This window comes from Aequorivita todarodis (assembly GCF_028561335.1).
GTDB lineage: Bacteria > Bacteroidota > Bacteroidia > Flavobacteriales > Flavobacteriaceae > Aequorivita > Aequorivita todarodis.
In genome coordinates, this window is sequence record NZ_JAQQTG010000002.1 from 164,632 (window position 1) to 182,787 (window position 18,156).

The 18,156-nt window shown below is 42.1% G+C and carries 15 protein-coding genes; 6 read left to right on the top strand and 9 right to left on the bottom strand.

The window, feature by feature from the left end:
* Positions 1-79: 79 nt before the first annotated feature.
* From POV26_RS01095 to POV26_RS01120, 6 genes are all read left to right on the top strand, one after another.
* The gene (locus POV26_RS01095; RefSeq protein WP_272854648.1) at positions 80-616 is read left to right on the top strand and encodes a methyltransferase domain-containing protein; all 537 of its coding nucleotides are present in this window, start codon (positions 80-82) and stop codon (positions 614-616) included.
* Between the two features lie 12 nt (positions 617-628).
* The gene (locus POV26_RS01100; protein ID WP_272854649.1) at positions 629-1,417 is read left to right on the top strand and encodes a class I SAM-dependent methyltransferase; all 789 of its coding nucleotides are present in this window, start codon (positions 629-631) and stop codon (positions 1,415-1,417) included.
* A gap of 55 nt (positions 1,418-1,472) precedes the next feature.
* Positions 1,473-2,327 (top strand): glycosyltransferase family 2 protein, encoded by an 855-nt coding sequence (locus tag POV26_RS01105; protein ID WP_272854650.1) that lies wholly within the window; start codon positions 1,473-1,475, stop codon positions 2,325-2,327.
* A 110-nt stretch (positions 2,328-2,437) separates the two neighbouring features.
* Positions 2,438-3,538: an alkaline phosphatase gene (locus POV26_RS01110; protein WP_272854651.1), complete on the top strand. Its 1,101-nt coding sequence runs from the start codon at positions 2,438-2,440 to the stop codon at positions 3,536-3,538.
* A 115-nt stretch (positions 3,539-3,653) separates the two neighbouring features.
* On the top strand, positions 3,654-4,391 hold the full coding sequence (locus tag POV26_RS01115) for an MlaE family ABC transporter permease (protein WP_272854652.1): 738 nt from the start codon (positions 3,654-3,656) through the stop codon (positions 4,389-4,391).
* Complete coding sequence (locus POV26_RS01120; protein ID WP_272854653.1) at positions 4,391-5,155, top strand: ABC transporter ATP-binding protein; 765 nt, start codon at positions 4,391-4,393, stop codon at positions 5,153-5,155. The genes POV26_RS01115 and POV26_RS01120 overlap by 1 nt, the downstream gene beginning before the upstream one ends.
* A 3-nt stretch (positions 5,156-5,158) precedes the next feature.
* On the opposite strand, the gene POV26_RS01125 is transcribed toward POV26_RS01120, so the two are convergent.
* The 9 genes from POV26_RS01125 to porU all read right to left on the bottom strand — a co-directional run bounded on the left by POV26_RS01125 (position 5,159) and on the right by porU (position 17,958).
* The gene (locus POV26_RS01125) at positions 5,159-6,595 is read right to left on the bottom strand and encodes a DUF389 domain-containing protein (RefSeq protein WP_272854654.1); all 1,437 of its coding nucleotides are present in this window, start codon (positions 6,593-6,595) and stop codon (positions 5,159-5,161) included.
* Complete coding sequence (locus POV26_RS01130) at positions 6,596-7,675, bottom strand: mannose-1-phosphate guanylyltransferase (RefSeq protein WP_272854655.1); 1,080 nt, start codon at positions 7,673-7,675, stop codon at positions 6,596-6,598.
* A 93-nt stretch (positions 7,676-7,768) separates the two neighbouring features.
* Positions 7,769-8,368, bottom strand: coding sequence for a SprT-like domain-containing protein (locus tag POV26_RS01135; protein ID WP_272854656.1), 600 nt, complete (start codon positions 8,366-8,368; stop codon positions 7,769-7,771).
* A gap of 3 nt (positions 8,369-8,371) precedes the next feature.
* Positions 8,372-9,052, bottom strand: coding sequence for an SDR family NAD(P)-dependent oxidoreductase (locus POV26_RS01140; protein WP_272854657.1), 681 nt, complete (start codon positions 9,050-9,052; stop codon positions 8,372-8,374).
* 54 nt (positions 9,053-9,106) lie between these two features.
* A complete protein-coding gene (locus tag POV26_RS01145) occupies positions 9,107-10,840 on the bottom strand; it encodes a pyruvate dehydrogenase complex dihydrolipoamide acetyltransferase (RefSeq protein WP_272854658.1) in 1,734 nt (577 codons plus the stop codon).
* Between the two features lie 111 nt (positions 10,841-10,951).
* Entirely contained in the window at positions 10,952-11,950 is a 999-nt protein-coding gene (gene pdhA / locus POV26_RS01150; protein ID WP_272854659.1) for a pyruvate dehydrogenase (acetyl-transferring) E1 component subunit alpha, read from the bottom strand.
* Between the two features lie 274 nt (positions 11,951-12,224).
* Positions 12,225-12,707 carry a cytidine deaminase gene (gene cdd / locus POV26_RS01155; protein WP_272854660.1) on the bottom strand — a complete coding sequence of 161 codons (483 nt, stop codon included), beginning with the start codon at positions 12,705-12,707 and terminating at the stop codon, positions 12,225-12,227.
* Positions 12,708-12,830: 123 nt separating this feature from the next.
* Complete coding sequence (porV, locus tag POV26_RS01160) at positions 12,831-14,060, bottom strand: type IX secretion system outer membrane channel protein PorV (RefSeq protein ID WP_272854661.1); 1,230 nt, start codon at positions 14,058-14,060, stop codon at positions 12,831-12,833.
* A gap of 34 nt (positions 14,061-14,094) precedes the next feature.
* Positions 14,095-17,958: a type IX secretion system sortase PorU gene (porU, locus tag POV26_RS01165; RefSeq protein ID WP_272854662.1), complete on the bottom strand. Its 3,864-nt coding sequence runs from the start codon at positions 17,956-17,958 to the stop codon at positions 14,095-14,097.
* Between the last annotated feature and the right edge of the window lie 198 nt (positions 17,959-18,156).

Here is an 18,156-nt window from a genome sequence, read left to right on the forward strand (position 1 = left end):
CCATAGTACTTATAACTTTTTATACATAAAAGCTACAACTTTAGGCACTTACAACTTTTCAACTTTAGGCACTAAAAAAATGTACGAAGGCAAGTTTCCGAAAAAAAGATACAAAAAAACCCTTCTTTTCCTTAACGAAGTTGTTTCTAAAGAAGAAAAGATCCTCGATTTGGGCGTTGCAAATCCATTCTCTGAAATTCTTACCAAAGAGGGTTTTAATGTAACCAATACAAGCGGCGAAGACCTCGACTTAAACACAACAGTTGTAAAAACTGGACAATTCGATGTGGTTACGGCCTTTGAAATCTTTGAACATTTGGTTTCTCCTTTTAATGTATTGCAAGATATTCAAGCCAAAAAATTGGTAGCTTCCGTCCCTTTAAAATTGTGGTTTGCTTCGGCTTATAAAAGCAAAACCGACAAATGGGACCGCCATTACCACGAGTTTGAGGATTGGCAATTTGACTGGCTTTTGGAAAAAGCCGGTTGGCGAATCGTGAAAAGCGAAAAATTCACCAATCCCGTAAAAAAGATAGGGGCACGGCCAATTCTTCGTAAGATTACCCCGCGGTATTATTTGGTTTATGCGGAAAGGCAATCTTCTTTTAACCCTTAAAAAAATTGATAAATGCATAAAGATTGGATTCTGCTTATCAAGAAATACACCCCAAAAGAATGGAGGTTTTTCCTTAGAAAATTAAGGCGTGGGGCATTATATATCTCACAAGTATTGTTCGGGTTGAAGATTAAAAAAAAATACTATTGTCCTATAAATGAAAAAAATTATAGAACATTTATAAAAGATGGAAAATTATTGCTTTCGCTTCATTTAGGCGCAAGGGAACGCCATCGGTTTATTTGGCATTATCTCACTACAAGTACCAAATTATTCATAGATGAAGCAAAACTGTTACATATTTCGCCAGAATATTGTTTTTATGAAAAATTAAAAGGGAAGAAGAACCTTCAATATTTCCCAGCAGATAAATTTGAGCCCGGCTACGATTATCTTTCCCTAACCAAAGATTTCGATTTATTGGATTCAGAAATACAGACGGAACAATTTGATTTTATTATATGCAACCACGTTTTGGAACATATAGTAGATGATACAATTGCGATAACCAATTTGTTCAAACTATTGAAAAAAGACGGGACCGCCATTGTCAGCGTACCCATTTTAGAGGACGATGCACCTACGTATGAGGATTATTCAATTATTTGCCCCAAAGAACGAAAACTGCATTTCGGGCAATGGGACCATGTGAGATATTACGGGACGGATATTAAAAATCGTTTTATAGATGCCGGATTTAATGTAAAAACCGTAAACTCCTTCGATTATTTCAATGAAGTGGGGAGAATACGGTTCGGTGTCCCCAAAAAGCAATATCTTTTCCATCTAAATAAATCATAGCTGAACACGGTTTCCAAAATAGAATTCGAAATCTCGATTTAAGTCCAATTTTGCCTTGAATATCTACATCGTCATCCCCGCCCATAACGAAGAAGCACATCTTTCAAAAACGCTTCAATCCTTGGCGGAACAAACCTTTCTTCCGAAGAAAGTAGTCGTGGTAAACGATGCCTCTACCGACGGCACCCAAAAAATAATCGATCAGTTTTCAGAAGAACACCCCTTTATTAAAGGGATCTTTTTTGATTCCGAAAAACTGCACGCGCCGGGAAGCAAAGTAATAAATGCTTTTTACAAAGGTTTTGAAACTGTCAATACAGATTTTGACATTATTTGCAAATTTGATGCAGACTTGATCTTCCCAGAAAACTATCTTCAAAAACTTACCGAACACTTTCAAAAGAATCCAACTTTTGGTATGGTAGGTGGCTTTTGTACCGTTGAAAAAAACGGCCATTGGGTTTTGGAAAATTTGACTGATAAGGACCACATTCGCGGGGCGCTGAAGGCCTATCGCAAAAAATGTTTCGAACAAATAGGCGGGCTAAAAAAATCCATGGGCTGGGACACCGTGGACGAACTCGTCGCGCAGTACCACGGGTGGAAAGTAAAGACCGATCCTTCGCTGCACGTAAAGCATTTAAAACCTACGGGCAAAGTCTATACAAAAGCCTCAAAACACAAACAGGGCGAGGCTTTCTATAAAATGCGCTATGGGTTTTGGCTAACGCTTATGGCTTCGGCAAAACTCGCTTCCAAAAAAAGAAGTTTTTCATTTTTCGTGGATACGATGAAGGGTTTTTCCAAAGCGAAAAGAGCCAATCAGGAATTTATCGTTTCAGAAAAAGAAGGCACCTTTATTCGAAAATTGCGTTGGAAAAACATTCGAAGGAAATTGGGGATTGGTTGATTCGGGTCCCGATAGCTATCGGGATTGGAATTTTGAATATAACAACATCCCCTTAACACTTCATCCCTTTTATATTCTTTATTTTTGCAGATTAAACTTATATCATCAAAATGCGATTTAAATTCCCCTTCCTCCTACTTTTATTGGCCTTAACGGTAAGTTCCTGTGTTTCGGTGCAGGTAAAGGACAACACGGTTACGAACGTTTCCCGCGAAATCAAAAAACCCAAAAACATCATTCTAATGATCGGCGATGGCATGGGCCTGAGCCAGGTTTCCGCGGCTATCTATTACAAAAATGGCAAACCGAATTTTGAACGTTTCAGTACAATTGGCTTGAGCAAAACCTCATCTGCCAGCGATCTGATTACCGATTCGGCTGCCGGGGCTACCGTTTTTTCCACAGGTGTGAAAACATATAATGGCGCCATTGGCGTGAATAATGACACGATCCCAGTACCCACCATTGTGGAGCAGCTATCAAAAAGGGGCTTGGCCACGGGCATTGTTGCAACTTCTTCCATACAGCACGCTACCCCTGCAAGTTTTTACGCACACGTAAAAAGCCGCAGAATGTATGAAGCGATTACCGAATTTGCCCCCGATTCCGGTGTCAACTTTTTTGCGGGCGGGGGGTTGAAATTCTTTAACCAACGAAAGGACGGAAAAGACCTTTTAGCCAAAATGGAAGCCAAAGGCTACGAGGTAATAACGGACAAACTCCCGCAGAAACCTTCTGAAAAAAACGAACTGATTCTGCTTGCCGAAGACGGAATGCCGAAGATGAGTGAGGGCCGTGGCGATTTCCTTCCAAACGCTACCAAACTTGCCTTAGAGAAATTATCGCAAAACGAAAATGGTTTTTTCTTGATGGTCGAAGGAAGCCAGATAGACTGGGGCGGCCACGACAACGATGCGGATTATCTAATTGAAGAACTCTTGGATTTTGACAAAACCTTGGGCGTAGCCTTGGATTTTGCCAAACAAAACGGCGAAACCCTCGTAATTGTTACCGCAGACCACGAAACGGGCGGGTTTACCCTTGCATCAGATGGAAAGGATTACAATAAAATAAAGCCGAGATTTTCCACCACAGGACATTCGGGCACCATGGTTCCCGTATTTGCAGAAGGCCCCGGCGCTTCCCTTTTCAATGGCATTTATGAAAGCAACGAGATTTACCATAAAATGATGGCACTTATCGGGAAATAGTTCGGCATACTGCAACTGAACACTGAACACTGCTTACTGCTTACTGACTTTCTTAACTCACTTTTATAAAATACAATGATCTAATTTTAGTACTTTAGCCCAAGCTATCTGTTTTATGAAGTATTTAGAAGATATTGGTTCCTATTTTTTGATGATTAAGAGGGTGTTTGGCAGTTTTACCAAAACATCTGTTTTAAGGCATCTTATTTTTAAGGATATCAACGACCTTATTATAAGCTCCCTGGCCATTGTTTCCTTTATCTCCTTTTTTGTGGGCGGGGTTGTGGCCATACAAACGGCCTTGAACATGGACAATCCCATCATTCCGGACAGCTTGATAGGTTTTGCCACACGCCAGTCGGTTATTCTGGAATTTGCGCCTACTTTCATGTCCATAATTATGGCGGGTAAGGTAGGGTCTTTTATCACCTCAAGTATAGGGTCTATGCGGGTAACGGAACAGATTGACGCCCTGGAGGTAATGGGGATCAATTCGTTGAACTATTTGGTTTTTCCAAAAATTGTTGCCTTGATGTTCTATCCCTTCGTAATTATTCTTTCCATGTTTTTAGGAATTTTGGGAGGCTGGGTTGCCGGAGTGTATGGAGGTTTTACCAGCTCTTCCGATTTTATTGCCGGGCTCCAGGAAGATTTTATTCCATATCAACTATTTTATGCGTTTTTTAAAACCACCGTATTTGCATTTATCCTTGCCACCGTGCCTTCTTGGCAAGGTTTTTATATGAAGGGCGGCGCGCTGGAAGTTGGGAAGGCGAGTACCAATTCCTTTGTATGGACCAGTGTGCTTATTATTGCGGCCAATTATGTTATAACCCAGTTAATGCTGAGCTGATGATAAAGGTAGAAGACGTACATAAAAGTTTTGGTGACGAGAAAATTCTAAAAGGGATAACCACGGAATTCGACAAGGGAAAAACAAACCTTATCATCGGTCAAAGTGGTAGTGGGAAAACCGTTTTACTAAAATGCCTTCTCGGACTCTTTAAACCTGAGCAAGGAAGAATTTATTATGAAGACAAGGCCATCCAGGATATGGATGATGAGCAGCAACGCAAGCTACGCGAGGAAATTGGGATGCTTTTCCAAGGCGGAGCACTTTTCGATTCCATGAATATTGAAGAAAATGTGATGTTCCCTTTGCGCATGTTCACCAAACAGAAAAAAGCCGATATGCTTGCAAGGGTAAACGAAGTTTTGAAACGCGTTAACCTTGAAAACGTGAACAAAAAATTTCCCGCAGAAATCTCCGGGGGAATGCAAAAGAGGGTTTCCATTGCACGGGCTATCGTGAACAAACCAAAGTTTCTGTTTTGCGACGAGCCCAACTCCGGTCTCGACCCAAAGACGGCAACCTTGATAGATACCCTGATCCAAGAAATTACCCATGAATATGATATCACCACCGTTGTAGTAACGCACGATATGAACTCGGTGATGGAAATAGGCGAAAAGGTGGTCTTGCTGAAGGACGGAAAACTTGTTTGGCAAGGCACCAATCAGGAAATCTTCAAGACCGATAACGAAGACGTGACCAACTTTGTGTATTCTTCCGATCTTTTCAAGAAAATTCGCGATGTCCAATTAAAGGAAGGGTAATCCTTAAGGATATTCCGAAACCTGAAGGGTATCCAGTTTCAATTTAAATTTAAGCCAAGCTTCAATTTTCTTCAAGTCGGCTCTTCGCTCCCGGGAAGGCACGTTCTTTTTCCAGCGGATGTTTATAACTGGAAGCGTATCGGTTTTTTGAAAGTTTGTGGTAATTTTATTGGAATAACTGAAAGTTTCAACACCTTCATAATTAATTTTCAGTTCTTCACTCAACTCCTTGAAAGGAACATTTTGAACTTTCATCAAGGCGATTTCATTTTCCAAAAAACGAATCTTTTCGTCCTTGTTCTGAATCAATTTTTCATTCTTGACATAGAGATCTTCGAGTATGCCAGCCTTAATTTCACCTGAAAGCTTGGCAGATATTTCACCACTTTGGTCTGCACCTTGGTATATTCGCAAATGTGTTTGCTCCAGCTTCTCTGTTTTCTCCAGTTCTGAAAGCCATTCGTTTATCTTATTCTGTGGAACGGGACGCCCAATTAAGTAAACATCTATGTTTTTAGATTTATAGTCTTGCGTGAATTTCACTACTTCCGCACCTTCATATTTAATGATGTTCTTTACAAATTCTTTGGTCTTATTCTCAAAAACCTGTTGGTCCAATAATTTAACAAACAACCAAATGCTTGGCACAATAACGGCAATAGCAATTAAGGAAGCAATTTGGGCAGTCCGTCTTCGTCTTTTGCTATTGGCATAGCGCACCAGAGGAAAACGCAATATTTTTGAAACGATAAATGTGGAAAGCGCAATAAAAACCGCATTAATGCTAAATAAATACAACGCACCCCCTGCATAGGAAGCATTGCCAACAGCCAAACCATAGCCCACAGTACACAAAGGCGGCATTAAGGCAGTGGCAATTGCCACCCCAAAAATAACACTCGCAATAGTGCCACTCTTTGTTTTTGCCACAATCAGTCCCAAACCGCCAAAAATAGCTATCAAAACATCCAAAATTGTAGGATAGGTCCTTGCTATAAGTTCTGGGGTCTCTTCCGTTAGCGGCGAAAGTTTAAAATACAGAAAAGCCGTGAGTACGCTCAGAAAAACCATTACGCCCAGGTTCATCATGGACCGTTTCAAAGTATCAACATCGTTGATGGCAACGGAAAGTCCAACCCCCACAATCGGGCCCATCAATGGCGAAATAAGCATCGCTCCAATCACCACGGCGGTGCTACTAACGTTTAACCCGATAGATGCAACGAATATGGAGAAAATAAGGATCCAAGCCGTATGCCCCTTAAAGGAAATATCCTTTTTTACCGCTTCAATCGTGGCATCGCGGTCGGAATCGGTTTGGATATCAAAAAGCTCTACCAAGAATTTTTTGATGCTCTCCCAAGTGTTGAGCTTTACCTGATCAAATTCCTCTTCGTTTGGGGTTATCTTTATATCATTTTTATTCTCCGTATTCTCCATCTACAAATATTTTTTTCCAAATTTAATTGAAACCTCTTTCAAAAGCTCCTTTATTTCCTGCTCTTTCCGCTTCGGAAATAATAACAGTACCTCTTCTTTGTCCACTATAATATAATCTTCAACTCCATCCAAGACAACGAGTTTTTTTGAATCGGTAAAGACCATATTGTTTTTGGAATTTTTCAGAATTGTTTCAGCATTTACAACGGAATTGCCGCTTTCGTCTTTTTTCAATTTATCGTGAAGCGCGCCCCAAGTGCCCAAATCGTTCCAATCAAAGGTGGCCCTTTTCATAAAAACATTGTCCGCCTTTTCCAGTATTCCAAAATCTATGGAAATATTTTCTGCCTCGGAATAATTTTCTTCAATAAATTGTTTTTCTTCGGAAGTATTCAAAACAGGAATCCCCTTTGAAAACAGTGAACTCATTGCGGTCAAATGCCTTTCAAAAGCCGAAACAATGCCCTGCACGCTCCAAATGAAGATACCTGCGTTCCACAGAAAATTTCCGTCGGCAAGAAACTGTTTTGCCGTTTCATAATCGGGTTTTTCGCGGAATTGTTTCACTTTTTTAATTTCCGAGTCATCGTTTTTATCGCTTTCAATATAGCCATACCCTGTATTCGGAAAAGTAGGTTCGATACCCAGGGTCAATAAAATATTTTCACGTTGTGCAGCATCAAAACACGCTTGAATATCTCTTGCGAAGGCGTCCTCATTTTCAATCCAATGGTCGCTGGGGGCAACGAGCATCAGGGCGTTGGGGTTTTTCTTTCTTATTTTTAAGGCGGAAAGCAAAATACAGGGGGCGGTATTTCGCATTGCGGGCTCCAGGACTACCTGTTTTTCCGAAATTCCCGGCAATTGCTTCAGCGTAATTTCCAGATAGGATTCATTGGTAAGAATATAGATATTTTCCGAAGGGATAATCTTGTTGAGCCTTGAGAACGTTTTTTGCAGCAGCGTTTGCCCCGTGCCAAGCATATCGTGAAATTGCTTTGGAAATTCGCGCGTGCTCACGGGCCAAAACCGCGACCCGATACCACCTGCCATAATTACTGCAAAATAATCTTTGTTCATTCAAAAAAGTTTAAATGTTTAGCGTTTATAAGTTTAGCGCCGGTACTAAAGATAGTTTTTAATTTAAACACCTAAACTTTTAAACTTATAAACTCATCGACTCAAAAATTCCACCTCCGCATTCGGATTGAAAAGATACGTTCTTCCCGTGGCAACTTCCAAACATTCAAAACGTTTTACGCGCTGTTTGCCGCGCTTAAAAATTTTGCCGTTGTACAATCTGAAATGCCCCCCAAAGGGAATCTCAAAGATATAGTTTTTATCGTTCTCTGGGTCGAATTGTTTTAGCGCCAAAGCCAATGCCGCATCGGTATCGCTGGAGGCTTTCGGGTTTTTGAAATGGCGCGCAAGCAAAGGCAGTAGCTGGTTTGGGAAAACCTCTGGCCGCAAAAAAGGCAGCATCAAAAGCTGAAAGGTGCGCTTCCACTCCAAACCGTGCGGCTTTATGAGCCGACCGTATTTTGTAAAGGCTTCCAAATGGGCTATTTCGTGCACTAACGTAATTAAAAAACGGTATTTGTTCAAGGTAGCGTTTACGGTAATTTGGTGCTGGCCGTTTGCCATTTTCCGATAATCGCCGTGCCTTGTTACACGCTCGTTGACTATTTTCAGATGCACCTTATGGGATTTTATCATTTCAAAAACAGCGGCAACGGATGCTTGGGGTATGTATTTCTCTAAAATTTCCGTCATAAATCAAGGCGTAGTACTGGAAACCTGCAATATTTTTCCGTTGTAAAACTTATTCCCCGTAAGGGAAAAACCCATAATATATTGGGCCATTTCTGCTGCGGAAAGTGGAGCGGCAAAACCCGGGAAAGCTTCTTCGAGCATTTCGGTCTGCACCGAGCCCAAAGCCAAAACGTTGAAGGATGGGCCGGTTTCCTTGTATTCCTCGGCAAGCAATTCGGTTAAGGTTATTACCGCGCCCTTGCTGCTGCTGTAAGCGCTCAGGCCGGGAAATTTCACGCTGCCCTGCACCCCGCCCATACTGCTGATACTCACCACATGGCCCTCTTTCTTCATAAAGGGAAGTACCGTTTTTATCAAGGAAGCCACGCCAAAAACGTTTACGTCGTAGCATCTTTTAAATTCTTCGGAAGTGATTTCGGAAAAAGGTTTGTTCACCAAAAACCCGGCGTTGTTTATTAACACATCCACAGATTTCATCCCGGTTTGAAGGTATGCCGAAAGTTTTACGATTTCAGATTCATCGGCAATATCGAATTCCAAGGCCGTAACATTCTTCAGTTTTAAATCTGAAACGGGTCTTGAATTACGAGAAAGTGCCAAAACGTTGTGGCCGGCTACGGCAAAAAGTTTGACCATTTCAAAACCGATGCCGCGGGAAGTTCCTGTGATTATTATGTTTTTCATGGTTTTGTATATAAGTAGGCGCGCGATTAATCGCGCGCCTACCGAAGGAATAATTTACACGAACATCGTCACGGGATTCTCAATATACTGTTTTACTGTTTGCATAAATTTAGCTCCTGTTGCACCGTCAATTGTGCGGTGATCGCAAGCCAAAGTAACGTTCATCGTGTTGCCTACTACAATTTGTCCGTTTTTCACAACCGGTTTTTGAACGATTGTCCCCACCGATAAAATAGCCGAATTTGGTTGGTTTATAATTGAGGTAAATTCAGTAATCCCGAACATTCCCAAGTTGGAAACCGTAAACGTACTGCCTTCCATTTCCTGTGGCGTAATTTTTTTGTTGCGCGCCTTTCCGGCAAGCTCCCTTACCTGTGCGCCAATTTGTGAAAAAGTCATTTGGTCCGCAAATTTCAAAACAGGAACCAGCAACCCTTCATCAACGGCCACGGCCACGCCTATGTGGATGTGCTTGGCTATTTTGGTAACCTCTGGCGTCCACTGACTGTTTACCTGCGGATGCTTTCGGAGCGCCATCGCACAGGCCTTTATAATCATATCGTTGAAAGAAATCTTTACATCCGGGTCGGCATTTATGGCCTCGCGCGCCGCAATGGCGTGGTCCATATCCAGTTCCACGGTCAGATAATATTCGGGGGCGGTAAACTTAGATTCTGCCAAACGTTTGGCAATGGTCTTCCGCATTTGGCTGTTCTTCACTTCCTCAAAACTTTCCGTACCCACGGGAACGTATGCTTGTCCGCCGCCAGCTGCAGGCTGGTAGTTTTCAATATCGCTTTTCACGATACGGCCGTTCTCGCCGCTTCCGCGCACTTGGCGCAAGTTGATGCCCTTTTCCTCCGCCAATCTTTTGGCCAATGGCGACGCAAAAATGCGGCCTTCGTTTGAAGCTGCTGAGGTTTCCGATTTCTTTTCAGAAGAAGTTTCCTTTTCTTCCTTTTTTGAAGATTTTTCGGAAGTTTCTTTTTCTTCTTTTTTAGCTTCCTTTGAAGTTTTTTCTTCAGACGATTTTTCTTCGGAATCGGAAGATTTTTTTTCTTTTTTGAAGTTTTCAGCAACACCGGAAACATCCGTACCCTTGGGGCCGATGATAGCGAGCAAGGCATCAACCGGCGCCGATTCGCCTTCGCCCACGCCAATCTTTAAAAGCGTTCCGGAATAGAACGATTCAAATTCCATAGTGGCCTTATCGGTTTCTATTTCAGCTAAAATATCGCCTTCTTCCACCTTATCGCCTTCCTTTTTAAGCCAAGTGGCAACGGTACCTTCGGTCATGGTATCACTCAATCTTGGCATGGTTATAACCTCAACGCCTTCGGGAACATTCCCGTGAAGACCGGAATCTCCTTCTTCGCTGTCATTTTTTTTCTCAGAATCCTTTTCTTTTGAATCCTTTTCGGAAGCATCATCTTTCCCATCTTTCTCTTTATCCTCCTTTTTCTCAGAAGACTTTTCTTCTTCTTTGGAATCGTCATCTTTCGATTTCGTATCGGAAGCCTTCCCATCAATCAAATCTGAAATATCCTCGTCCTTTTTTCCAATGATAGCCAAAAGGGAATCCACGGGAGCGGTTTCGCCTTCCTTGATTCCTATGTGGAGCAGCGTGCCCTCATAAAAAGACTCGAACTCCATCGTCGCTTTATCGGTTTCAATCTCAGCAAGAATATCGCCTTCCTTTACAGTGTCGCCTACCTTTTTAAGCCAGGTGGCCACCGTACCTTCTTCCATGGTGTCGCTCAAACGCGGCATGTTTATTACTTCTGCCATTTCTTTTATGTAGATTTTAGATTTGAGATATTAGATTTTAGATTGCTGTTTTAAAAAGAATTTAAACCATCGATTCTCAAATAATACCTGCTGTTCAATGCTTAACTTTTCTTATAATTTATCGGATAAAAACGGGTAATCCTCTTGCTCATAAACAGCATCGAACATTACGTTCTTTTCTGGGTACGGCGAATCTTCCGCGAACTTTTCGCATTCGTCCACCAAATCCTTCACTCTTTGGTCAATCTTTTTTATCTCGGCTTCCGTCGCCCACTTATTTTCATAAATCTGGTGAAGCACGTAGGTAATCGGGTCTTCTTCCTGCTTTTTGGCAACTTCCTCTTTGGTGCGGTAATGCTGGGCATCGCTCATGGAATGGCCTCTATAGCGATAGGTACGCAATTCCAAGAAGGTAGGGCCATCGCCGCGACGGGCGCGTTTGATTGCTTCGTCCATTTCCTTGGCTACCACTTCGGGCTTCATTCCGTCCACAGGTTTGCAGGGCATTTCATAGCCAAGTCCGAGTTTCCAAATGTCGGTATGGTTGGCGGTTCGCGCTACGGAAGTTCCCATGGCGTATCCGTTGTTTTCACAGCAAAAAACCACCGGAAGTTTCCAAAGCATGGCGAGGTTAAAAGTTTCGTGCAGCGAACCCTGGCGCACGGCGCCATCGCCCATATAGGTTAGGGTAACCGAATCCCTTTCAAAATATTTATCGGCAAAGGCCAAACCTGCTCCAAGCGGAATCTGGCCGCCCACAATGCCGTGGCCGCCATAAAATCGGTTTTTCTTATCAAAAATGTGCATGGAACCTCCCAGACCCTGCGATGTGCCGGTGCCCTTGCCGTACAATTCGGCCATTACTTTCTTGGGGTCGGTGCCCATCCCGATAGGCTGTACGTGGTTTCGGTAGGCGGTAATCATCCTGTCCTTAGAAAGGTCCATGGCGTGGAGCGCCCCTGCCAATACGGCTTCCTGGCCGTTGTAAAGGTGTAAAAAGCCCCTTACTTTTTGATTGATATATACTTGCGCCAGTTTATCTTCAAACTTGCGCCAAAAGAGCATGTTCTCGTACCAATCCAGATACGTTTTTTTGGTGATTTTCTTCATTAGTAATTTTATTGAGCGGATAACAAAAGTAGTACTTTAAAAGGGAAAGCACCAAATTCAAAATTCCAAATACCAAAGAAATTACAAAATTCATGTTCCTATCGAAGTTTCGGGGCCAAAGAAATCTCAAATTCGGGATTTGGGTCCCGATCGCTATCGGGATGGGATTTGGAATTTGGAATTTGGAATTTGGAATTTTTTTATTAAGAATCGTATAGTTCCAAAACAAGATTTAGGGCATCAAAAGCTCCCCCTTCGGGAGCTGGGGGGCTTTTCAAAGGTATTTCGCATCAAACCCCAACGGCAGTAAATCCATAACCGAAGCCACTTTAATAATCTCGCCAGTTTCGCCCGTAAAGTAGATGTTGATGGGCGATTTCTGTTTTTGCTCATACTCTGCCAACGACTGTCTGCAGGCGCCACAGGGGGCAATGGCCTCAGTAACTTCGTGGCTTTCGGCGCGCACGGTAATGGCGAGGTCGGTTATCGTTTCGTTCGGAAAATTGGCGCCCGCGCTGAAAACGGCAACCCTTTCGGCACAAAGTCCCGACGGAAAAGCGGCATTTTCCTGGTTGCTGCCCAAAACGATTTCTCCCGAAGCAAGCCGGAGCGCCGCCCCGACCCTAAAACGCGAATAAGGCGCATAAGCATTTTCACGTGCTTGCTGCGCCTTATTCATTAATTCTTGAATGTCTTTTGGTAGCTCTGAAACGGTTTCAAAAACTTCCAACTGAATTTCAATTTTTTGTTTTTTCAATTTTTTGTTTATAGGTTTAGGAGTTTAAGCGTTTATGAGCCTACCCGCAGAAAGAAATTGAGTAAAAAGAAAACAATTTTGTTTGTCTTCACATCTAAACTTTTAAACTTTTAAACTCTTTTTCTAATATTCGTCGTACGTATCGCCAAAATTGAAGGTCAGGCCAAAACGAAGGGTTCCGTCCAGTGGGCTGTTTGCCAATTTAGAGGTAGAGAACAAATATGAAATGTCAATGTTGATTGCGGTATAGCGGAAACCGGCTCCAATAGTAGCAAATTTTCTTCCTCCTTTATCATCGCTTTCGTTAAAGTAACCTCCTCTAAAGGCAAAAACGTCTTGGTACCAATATTCAGCACCCAGAGCCCAAGTGAATTCCTTTAGCTCTTCACTAAAGCCGCCTGGCGCATCACCGAAGGATTGAAACATTCCTTTAATAAAAGTTACATCATTTTCCTTACCCTCATATATGGCTTGGTCGGTTATTTTTGTGTCAATACCGTTTTCATAGGTACCATTTCCATTTTCATCGATGAATTCAGTTCCTCGTATTGGAGGAGTTGGCACCAATAATTTATTGACTTCTGCCGAAACACCTATTTTGTTGTATTCGTCAAGTATGAAATCAAAACCACCTCCCAGGGCAAGATTAGTAGGCAAGAAGCTTTCAGAGCCTACTTCGTCATATTTTAGTTTTGGACCGATGTTTGAAATGTTGAATCCCATTCTCCAGCGTCCGTCAAAATCGTTATAAGGAATTTCCTCACTTTGGTAATAACCTGCCACATCCACTGCGAAAGTATTGGCAGCAGTGGCATCACTTCTTGGGTCGCTCTGTAATTTTAGGTCAGATCTAATATACCTACCAGCGACGGCCATGGAAAAACGCTCGCTTAATCGAAGTGAATAGGAGACGTCAAACATGAGTTCGTTTGGCTTTACTAAAAGTGGCTCTTGCTCTGCCGTTTCGCGAAGCTCTATATCGCCATTGCTGAAATAACGAAAACTTGCAGCAACCGCACTACGCTCATTCAATCGGTTGTAATAGGTAAGGTTTCCTAAGAATATATCGTTTACCAATTTGCTTAAGTAAGGCGTGTAAGTTACCCCAACGCCCTGTTTTGACAATGAAAAAGCATATTTTGCCGGGTTCCATTGTTGCGAAAAGGCATCCGCAGAAGTAGTAACCCCTATATCACCCATACCCCCCGAACGTGGATCGGCACCTATGAGAATAAATGGCACTCCAGTAGTAATAACCCTGGAGTCATCGCTATTTGGAACTATTATGGTTTCTTGGGAATGTGCCTGAAAAGCAACAAAGCCTATCAAAATTGGAATAAGTAATTTCTTCATAAAAGTTAATTTTGAGCAAATATAATTTTAATTTTTAAAGGATGACGAGTTTCTCAAATTTTTCAACCCGCTGATTGGTTAACGCAGATCTTACGGTTATCTTATATACATATACCCCTTTTCCGATACGGTCGCCAAAATCGTCGCGGCCGTCCCAGGTTATATCGCGGCATAAATAACTGCCCGACGGCGGTAGGGTGGCGTTTTTGGTCCAGACCACTTTTCCGGTAATGGTAAACACCTGTACTTGCACGTCCAAGGTTTCATCGGGTCTGTTGTGGTTGAACCAAAACTCGGTATAGTTCACAAAGGGGTTTGGGTAATTTAGCACCCGGGAAATCTCAAGTTTTCCGCTGCCCGCTACAATAAACTGTATTTCGGCGGTGGAGGAATTGTTATAGACATCCCAAGCTTTCAGCGTGAGCGTATGCAGGCCGTCTTCCAAATCGCGGAATTTATAATGGGTTTTTCCTTTTGTATAATCGTCCACTTCGGCTTGGTAAAATTCATTCAAAACAAACGGATTGGATTCGTCGCCATCCAAAATTGCGACAATATCGTGGCCAATGCCACTGGCGGTATTTATCCCGTTCGGATCTTCCAGCTTGGCAAGCAGGATTGGGGAATCGTCGGTAATTCCGCCAGAAACAAAACTTTCGTCATTCATAAAAAGCCTGATCAATGGCCCTTCGTTGTCCTCGGGGGCATTTTCATTAAGCCCACCTACATTTAATTCAAGGTTTACCCCTGTTTGGTCTTCCAGCGCATTGGTTCTTTTTGCATACATGCTCACCCTGCCCTTGCCCACAGGTATCTGTATATCACGCGGCACGACGAACTCAAATTCAAAAACACCGTTGGCAATGGTTGCTTGGCCATTGAAAAGACCTTCGCCCAAAGTCGTGAAATCCATAAAGATATTGTGATTGTCGTTGTCCAAGGTTCGGCGCATTACGTTTTTGTCGAAAATTTTAGCCTCAAGAACCCCGTTGTAGTCTGCCATTAATGTTCCCGTGGCATTTACCACTTCGCCTTCAAGTTTTATTTTGCTCAATGCCTTCAACGTATCTGTGGCTTGCGCAATTGGCACGTCGTTCAATTTTGTTAAGCGAATACTTTGTTTTGGAAAGGCGAGCGGCATTGCAGGGTCGCCAATAAAGAATATAACCCGTCTTAAAGAAGTACCCGTTATATTTTTTGCAACTCTTAGTCCTTCAGCAGGAGGACTAGGCGTTTCAACGTCATAACCGAATAGTTGATTCCCCAATTTTTTGTTTAAAGCTATTCCATCATTGATAAATACTGCCCGCGTAGTGGTTACCAATGAAATAGCACCGCCATCTTTATTTTGATAGGTCAGCTCGCCAGCCGTAATCCGTAAAGGATTGTCAAATTTTGTGAACTCGCAAGTAACGGTTATTATGCACGGAAGTTTGTCTTTGTTCTTAAGTTCCTGCGCCGTTTCTTTGGTATAAATGGCTTCGTGGGCCAAACCATCCTCCCCTCCGTGACCGAAATAATCTATAATGATGGCTCCGGCCTCGATAGCTGTCTTTATGGCATCATTAACCTCCGGATAGCGGTTACCGCCTGCAGAGGCTTGTTGCTGGTAAGCGTCGGAGTGTATTTTTTTTACATTAATGAAGGGTTTTCTTGCCGAAATAGTATCGCCAAGTCTATCAAGTTCAATCTCTAAATCATCCTCGCCCGGTTTGTCAACATCATCCGAAATAAGTACAAAATTGTTCCGCCAATTGCCATAGGAAGCTTTTTCGCTATACTTTATAATTTTGTCCACCATCGCATTTGCCAAGGAAACGTTATCCGCAATAATTCTTCCCATGGCAATGTCTAATCGGTCAATATCATTAAGTGGCCTTGGATCATTAGAATTCTCATAATTAGTACCCCCAATAGTGCCTTCATTCTCGTCCATATTCCCAAAGAAATCATCAGACATAAAAGAATTACTAATACTTGTGCCTAACAGGGTTTGGAAAGTAGGGACATTATTGTTATTGTTTGGGAGCCTGTTCTTATAGTCTATGGAAGCATCGCCCATTATGCCAACATACTTTATACGTTTTGATTCTGTGGAAGCATTGTAGTAAACGTATCTAATAAAATTTCGGATGGCACTTATTTCCTGTCTTCCGGAACTGAACTCTTCATAAATCTTATCGGTCGTCACCACTTTTACGTTAAGCCCTTGCAGTACTTTGTGATGCTGAGCCAATCGCAATGCGGGTTGAATAAGAAATGGAGGTGTAATAATAATATAATCTATATCTTTAAAATTACCTGATTCGTCCTTAAATATAGTTCCTTTTAAATCTTGGTTCTGAACCGCAGGTTGGGCAATTTTTACGGGAATATAGTAATCATTTGGGTTTATCGCCACATACTTGCGTACTTCGCCAAGCGTTTGCTTAAAGGCGAAAGACGAAGCATTGCCTTCATTTTGCTTTGAAGTAATAAATTGGAAATCGGTCACATCCCAAACCTGTGAAAACTCGGTGGCGTTGCTTATTTGATATTCTCCAACCCCCGCTAAGGTAGTCGCATTGTTATACTGAAAAGCCAACTGGCCTCCCGCGCCCTTCAATTGTCGTACGGCCCAAATACCGATATAGTCCAGATAGCCAATACTGGAGGGATTGCCGGCGTTGTTGTAAGCCAAATCTACTTTAACTGTAGCATTGTTTGCAGGAACTTCAACATCCAGAAAGTCCATGCTCAGCAAACCGCCTTCACCCAATCGTGAAAAATTAAGCGGATCCAAACTGGTACTGTTTATGGAAATGGCCATGGAAGTATCACTTTCAGAAGCCGCAGCGGCCTTTACTATCAACCGCATCGGTTTTCCGGCAACTATATTTGGAAAATCAAAAGTATAGCTCTGTTCGCTTTCAATATCAAAACGGTTTCCAAACCATTTTCTCCCTAATTTTGTGGGACTTATTTCGTCCTTTTCGTAAAATTGATATTCATCAAACTCGTTAATATTATGTTCAACAGTGCCCGTAGGTTCCACCATTGGCCTAACACGTTTTCCCGGAGCGCCACCTGCTGTAACATAATAATAGGAGTCGTCACTATACGGATTTATGTTAGAGTCGTTATCTCTATTATAACCATAAGTACTGGTTCCGTAAAACAATATATAATCGCCTCCGTCAAAGCTCCCGTCTTCTTCCCCTATCACTTGTATGGCATTTTCTGGAAGATCAAAAAAACGTGTATTCCTATTTAGTAGTGGCAAAGATTGCCCACCATTGCCATAAACTTTAAGACTTCTGGGGTCAATACCGTCTGAGTTCATTCCTAAACTGTTCAAAAAGTTTTTGTCCAATTTATAAACTCCCGTCTTTTCTACTTTAAATTTAAACCATTGTCCTGTAGCTAAAACCGAATTAGTGAGCGGCGGCGGATTATTGCGGCTTTGCGGGCCATACCTATAATTAACATCAAAAGAAAGTACTTTTTGGTAGCTTCCATTTCTTTTTATTATGGGCGAAATACTAAAAATAGTGTAGAGCACGTCTCTTGCCATCGTGCTGGCAATTTGGTATTCCAGTTTGTTCGGCAGTGTTTCGGGGGTAATTTTTTTTAGCTCCTCGGAAGTTACGGGGCCAAAACGTACATTGGTAACGGTTAATGAATTTCGGTCTGCAAATGCAGCGTCTTTCCACTGAGTAGTGTACAGAACAGCGTTCTTGTCCAGTTGAAGTTTCAGCCTTTCCAATGCCATCTCATTAGATGAAATGGCAGGCTTAGCACCACCAAAGGTCTCCGTAGCAGTATCGCTTCCGCCCCAATATATATTTACACTTTTTGATTGAGCCCATCCCAAAAAAGGCATCACAAACAAAACAGAAAGAAGTATCGCTTTTCTCATTAGTACCATTAACGCTTCAAATATACACTTAGTATAGGGCAACATTTTAAAGTTTTTCAGCAAAATGATATTAGGATAATAATTTTAAAACTAATACGTTTGCATACGGGATTGGTCATAAAACCATTTAAAATCCCACAGCGCAATAATAACAAAATATTATTGTGTTTTTGTCGTTAATTACTATATTGCGAACCC

Bases quoted from the DNA above. Each gene is read 5' to 3' on its own strand.
- POV26_RS01095 (WP_272854648.1), top strand. From the start codon at position 80: ATGTACGAAGGCAAGTTTCCGAAAAAAAGATACAAAAAAACCCTTCTT.
- POV26_RS01100 (WP_272854649.1), top strand. From the start codon at position 629: ATGCATAAAGATTGGATTCTGCTTATCAAGAAATACACCCCAAAAGAA.
- POV26_RS01110 (WP_272854651.1), top strand. From the start codon at position 2,438: ATGCGATTTAAATTCCCCTTCCTCCTACTTTTATTGGCCTTAACGGTA.
- POV26_RS01115 (WP_272854652.1), top strand. From the start codon at position 3,654: ATGAAGTATTTAGAAGATATTGGTTCCTATTTTTTGATGATTAAGAGG.
- POV26_RS01120 (WP_272854653.1), top strand. From the start codon at position 4,391: ATGATAAAGGTAGAAGACGTACATAAAAGTTTTGGTGACGAGAAAATT.
- POV26_RS01125 (WP_272854654.1), bottom strand. From the start codon at position 6,595: ATGGAGAATACGGAGAATAAAAATGATATAAAGATAACCCCAAACGAA.
- POV26_RS01130 (WP_272854655.1), bottom strand. From the start codon at position 7,675: ATGAACAAAGATTATTTTGCAGTAATTATGGCAGGTGGTATCGGGTCG.
- POV26_RS01135 (WP_272854656.1), bottom strand. From the start codon at position 8,368: ATGACGGAAATTTTAGAGAAATACATACCCCAAGCATCCGTTGCCGCT.
- POV26_RS01140 (WP_272854657.1), bottom strand. From the start codon at position 9,052: ATGAAAAACATAATAATCACAGGAACTTCCCGCGGCATCGGTTTTGAA.
- POV26_RS01145 (WP_272854658.1), bottom strand. From the start codon at position 10,840: ATGGCAGAAGTAATAAACATGCCGCGTTTGAGCGACACCATGGAAGAA.
- pdhA (WP_272854659.1), bottom strand. From the start codon at position 11,950: ATGAAGAAAATCACCAAAAAAACGTATCTGGATTGGTACGAGAACATG.
- porV (WP_272854661.1), bottom strand. From the start codon at position 14,060: ATGAAGAAATTACTTATTCCAATTTTGATAGGCTTTGTTGCTTTTCAG.
- porU (WP_272854662.1), bottom strand. From the start codon at position 17,958: ATGAGAAAAGCGATACTTCTTTCTGTTTTGTTTGTGATGCCTTTTTTG.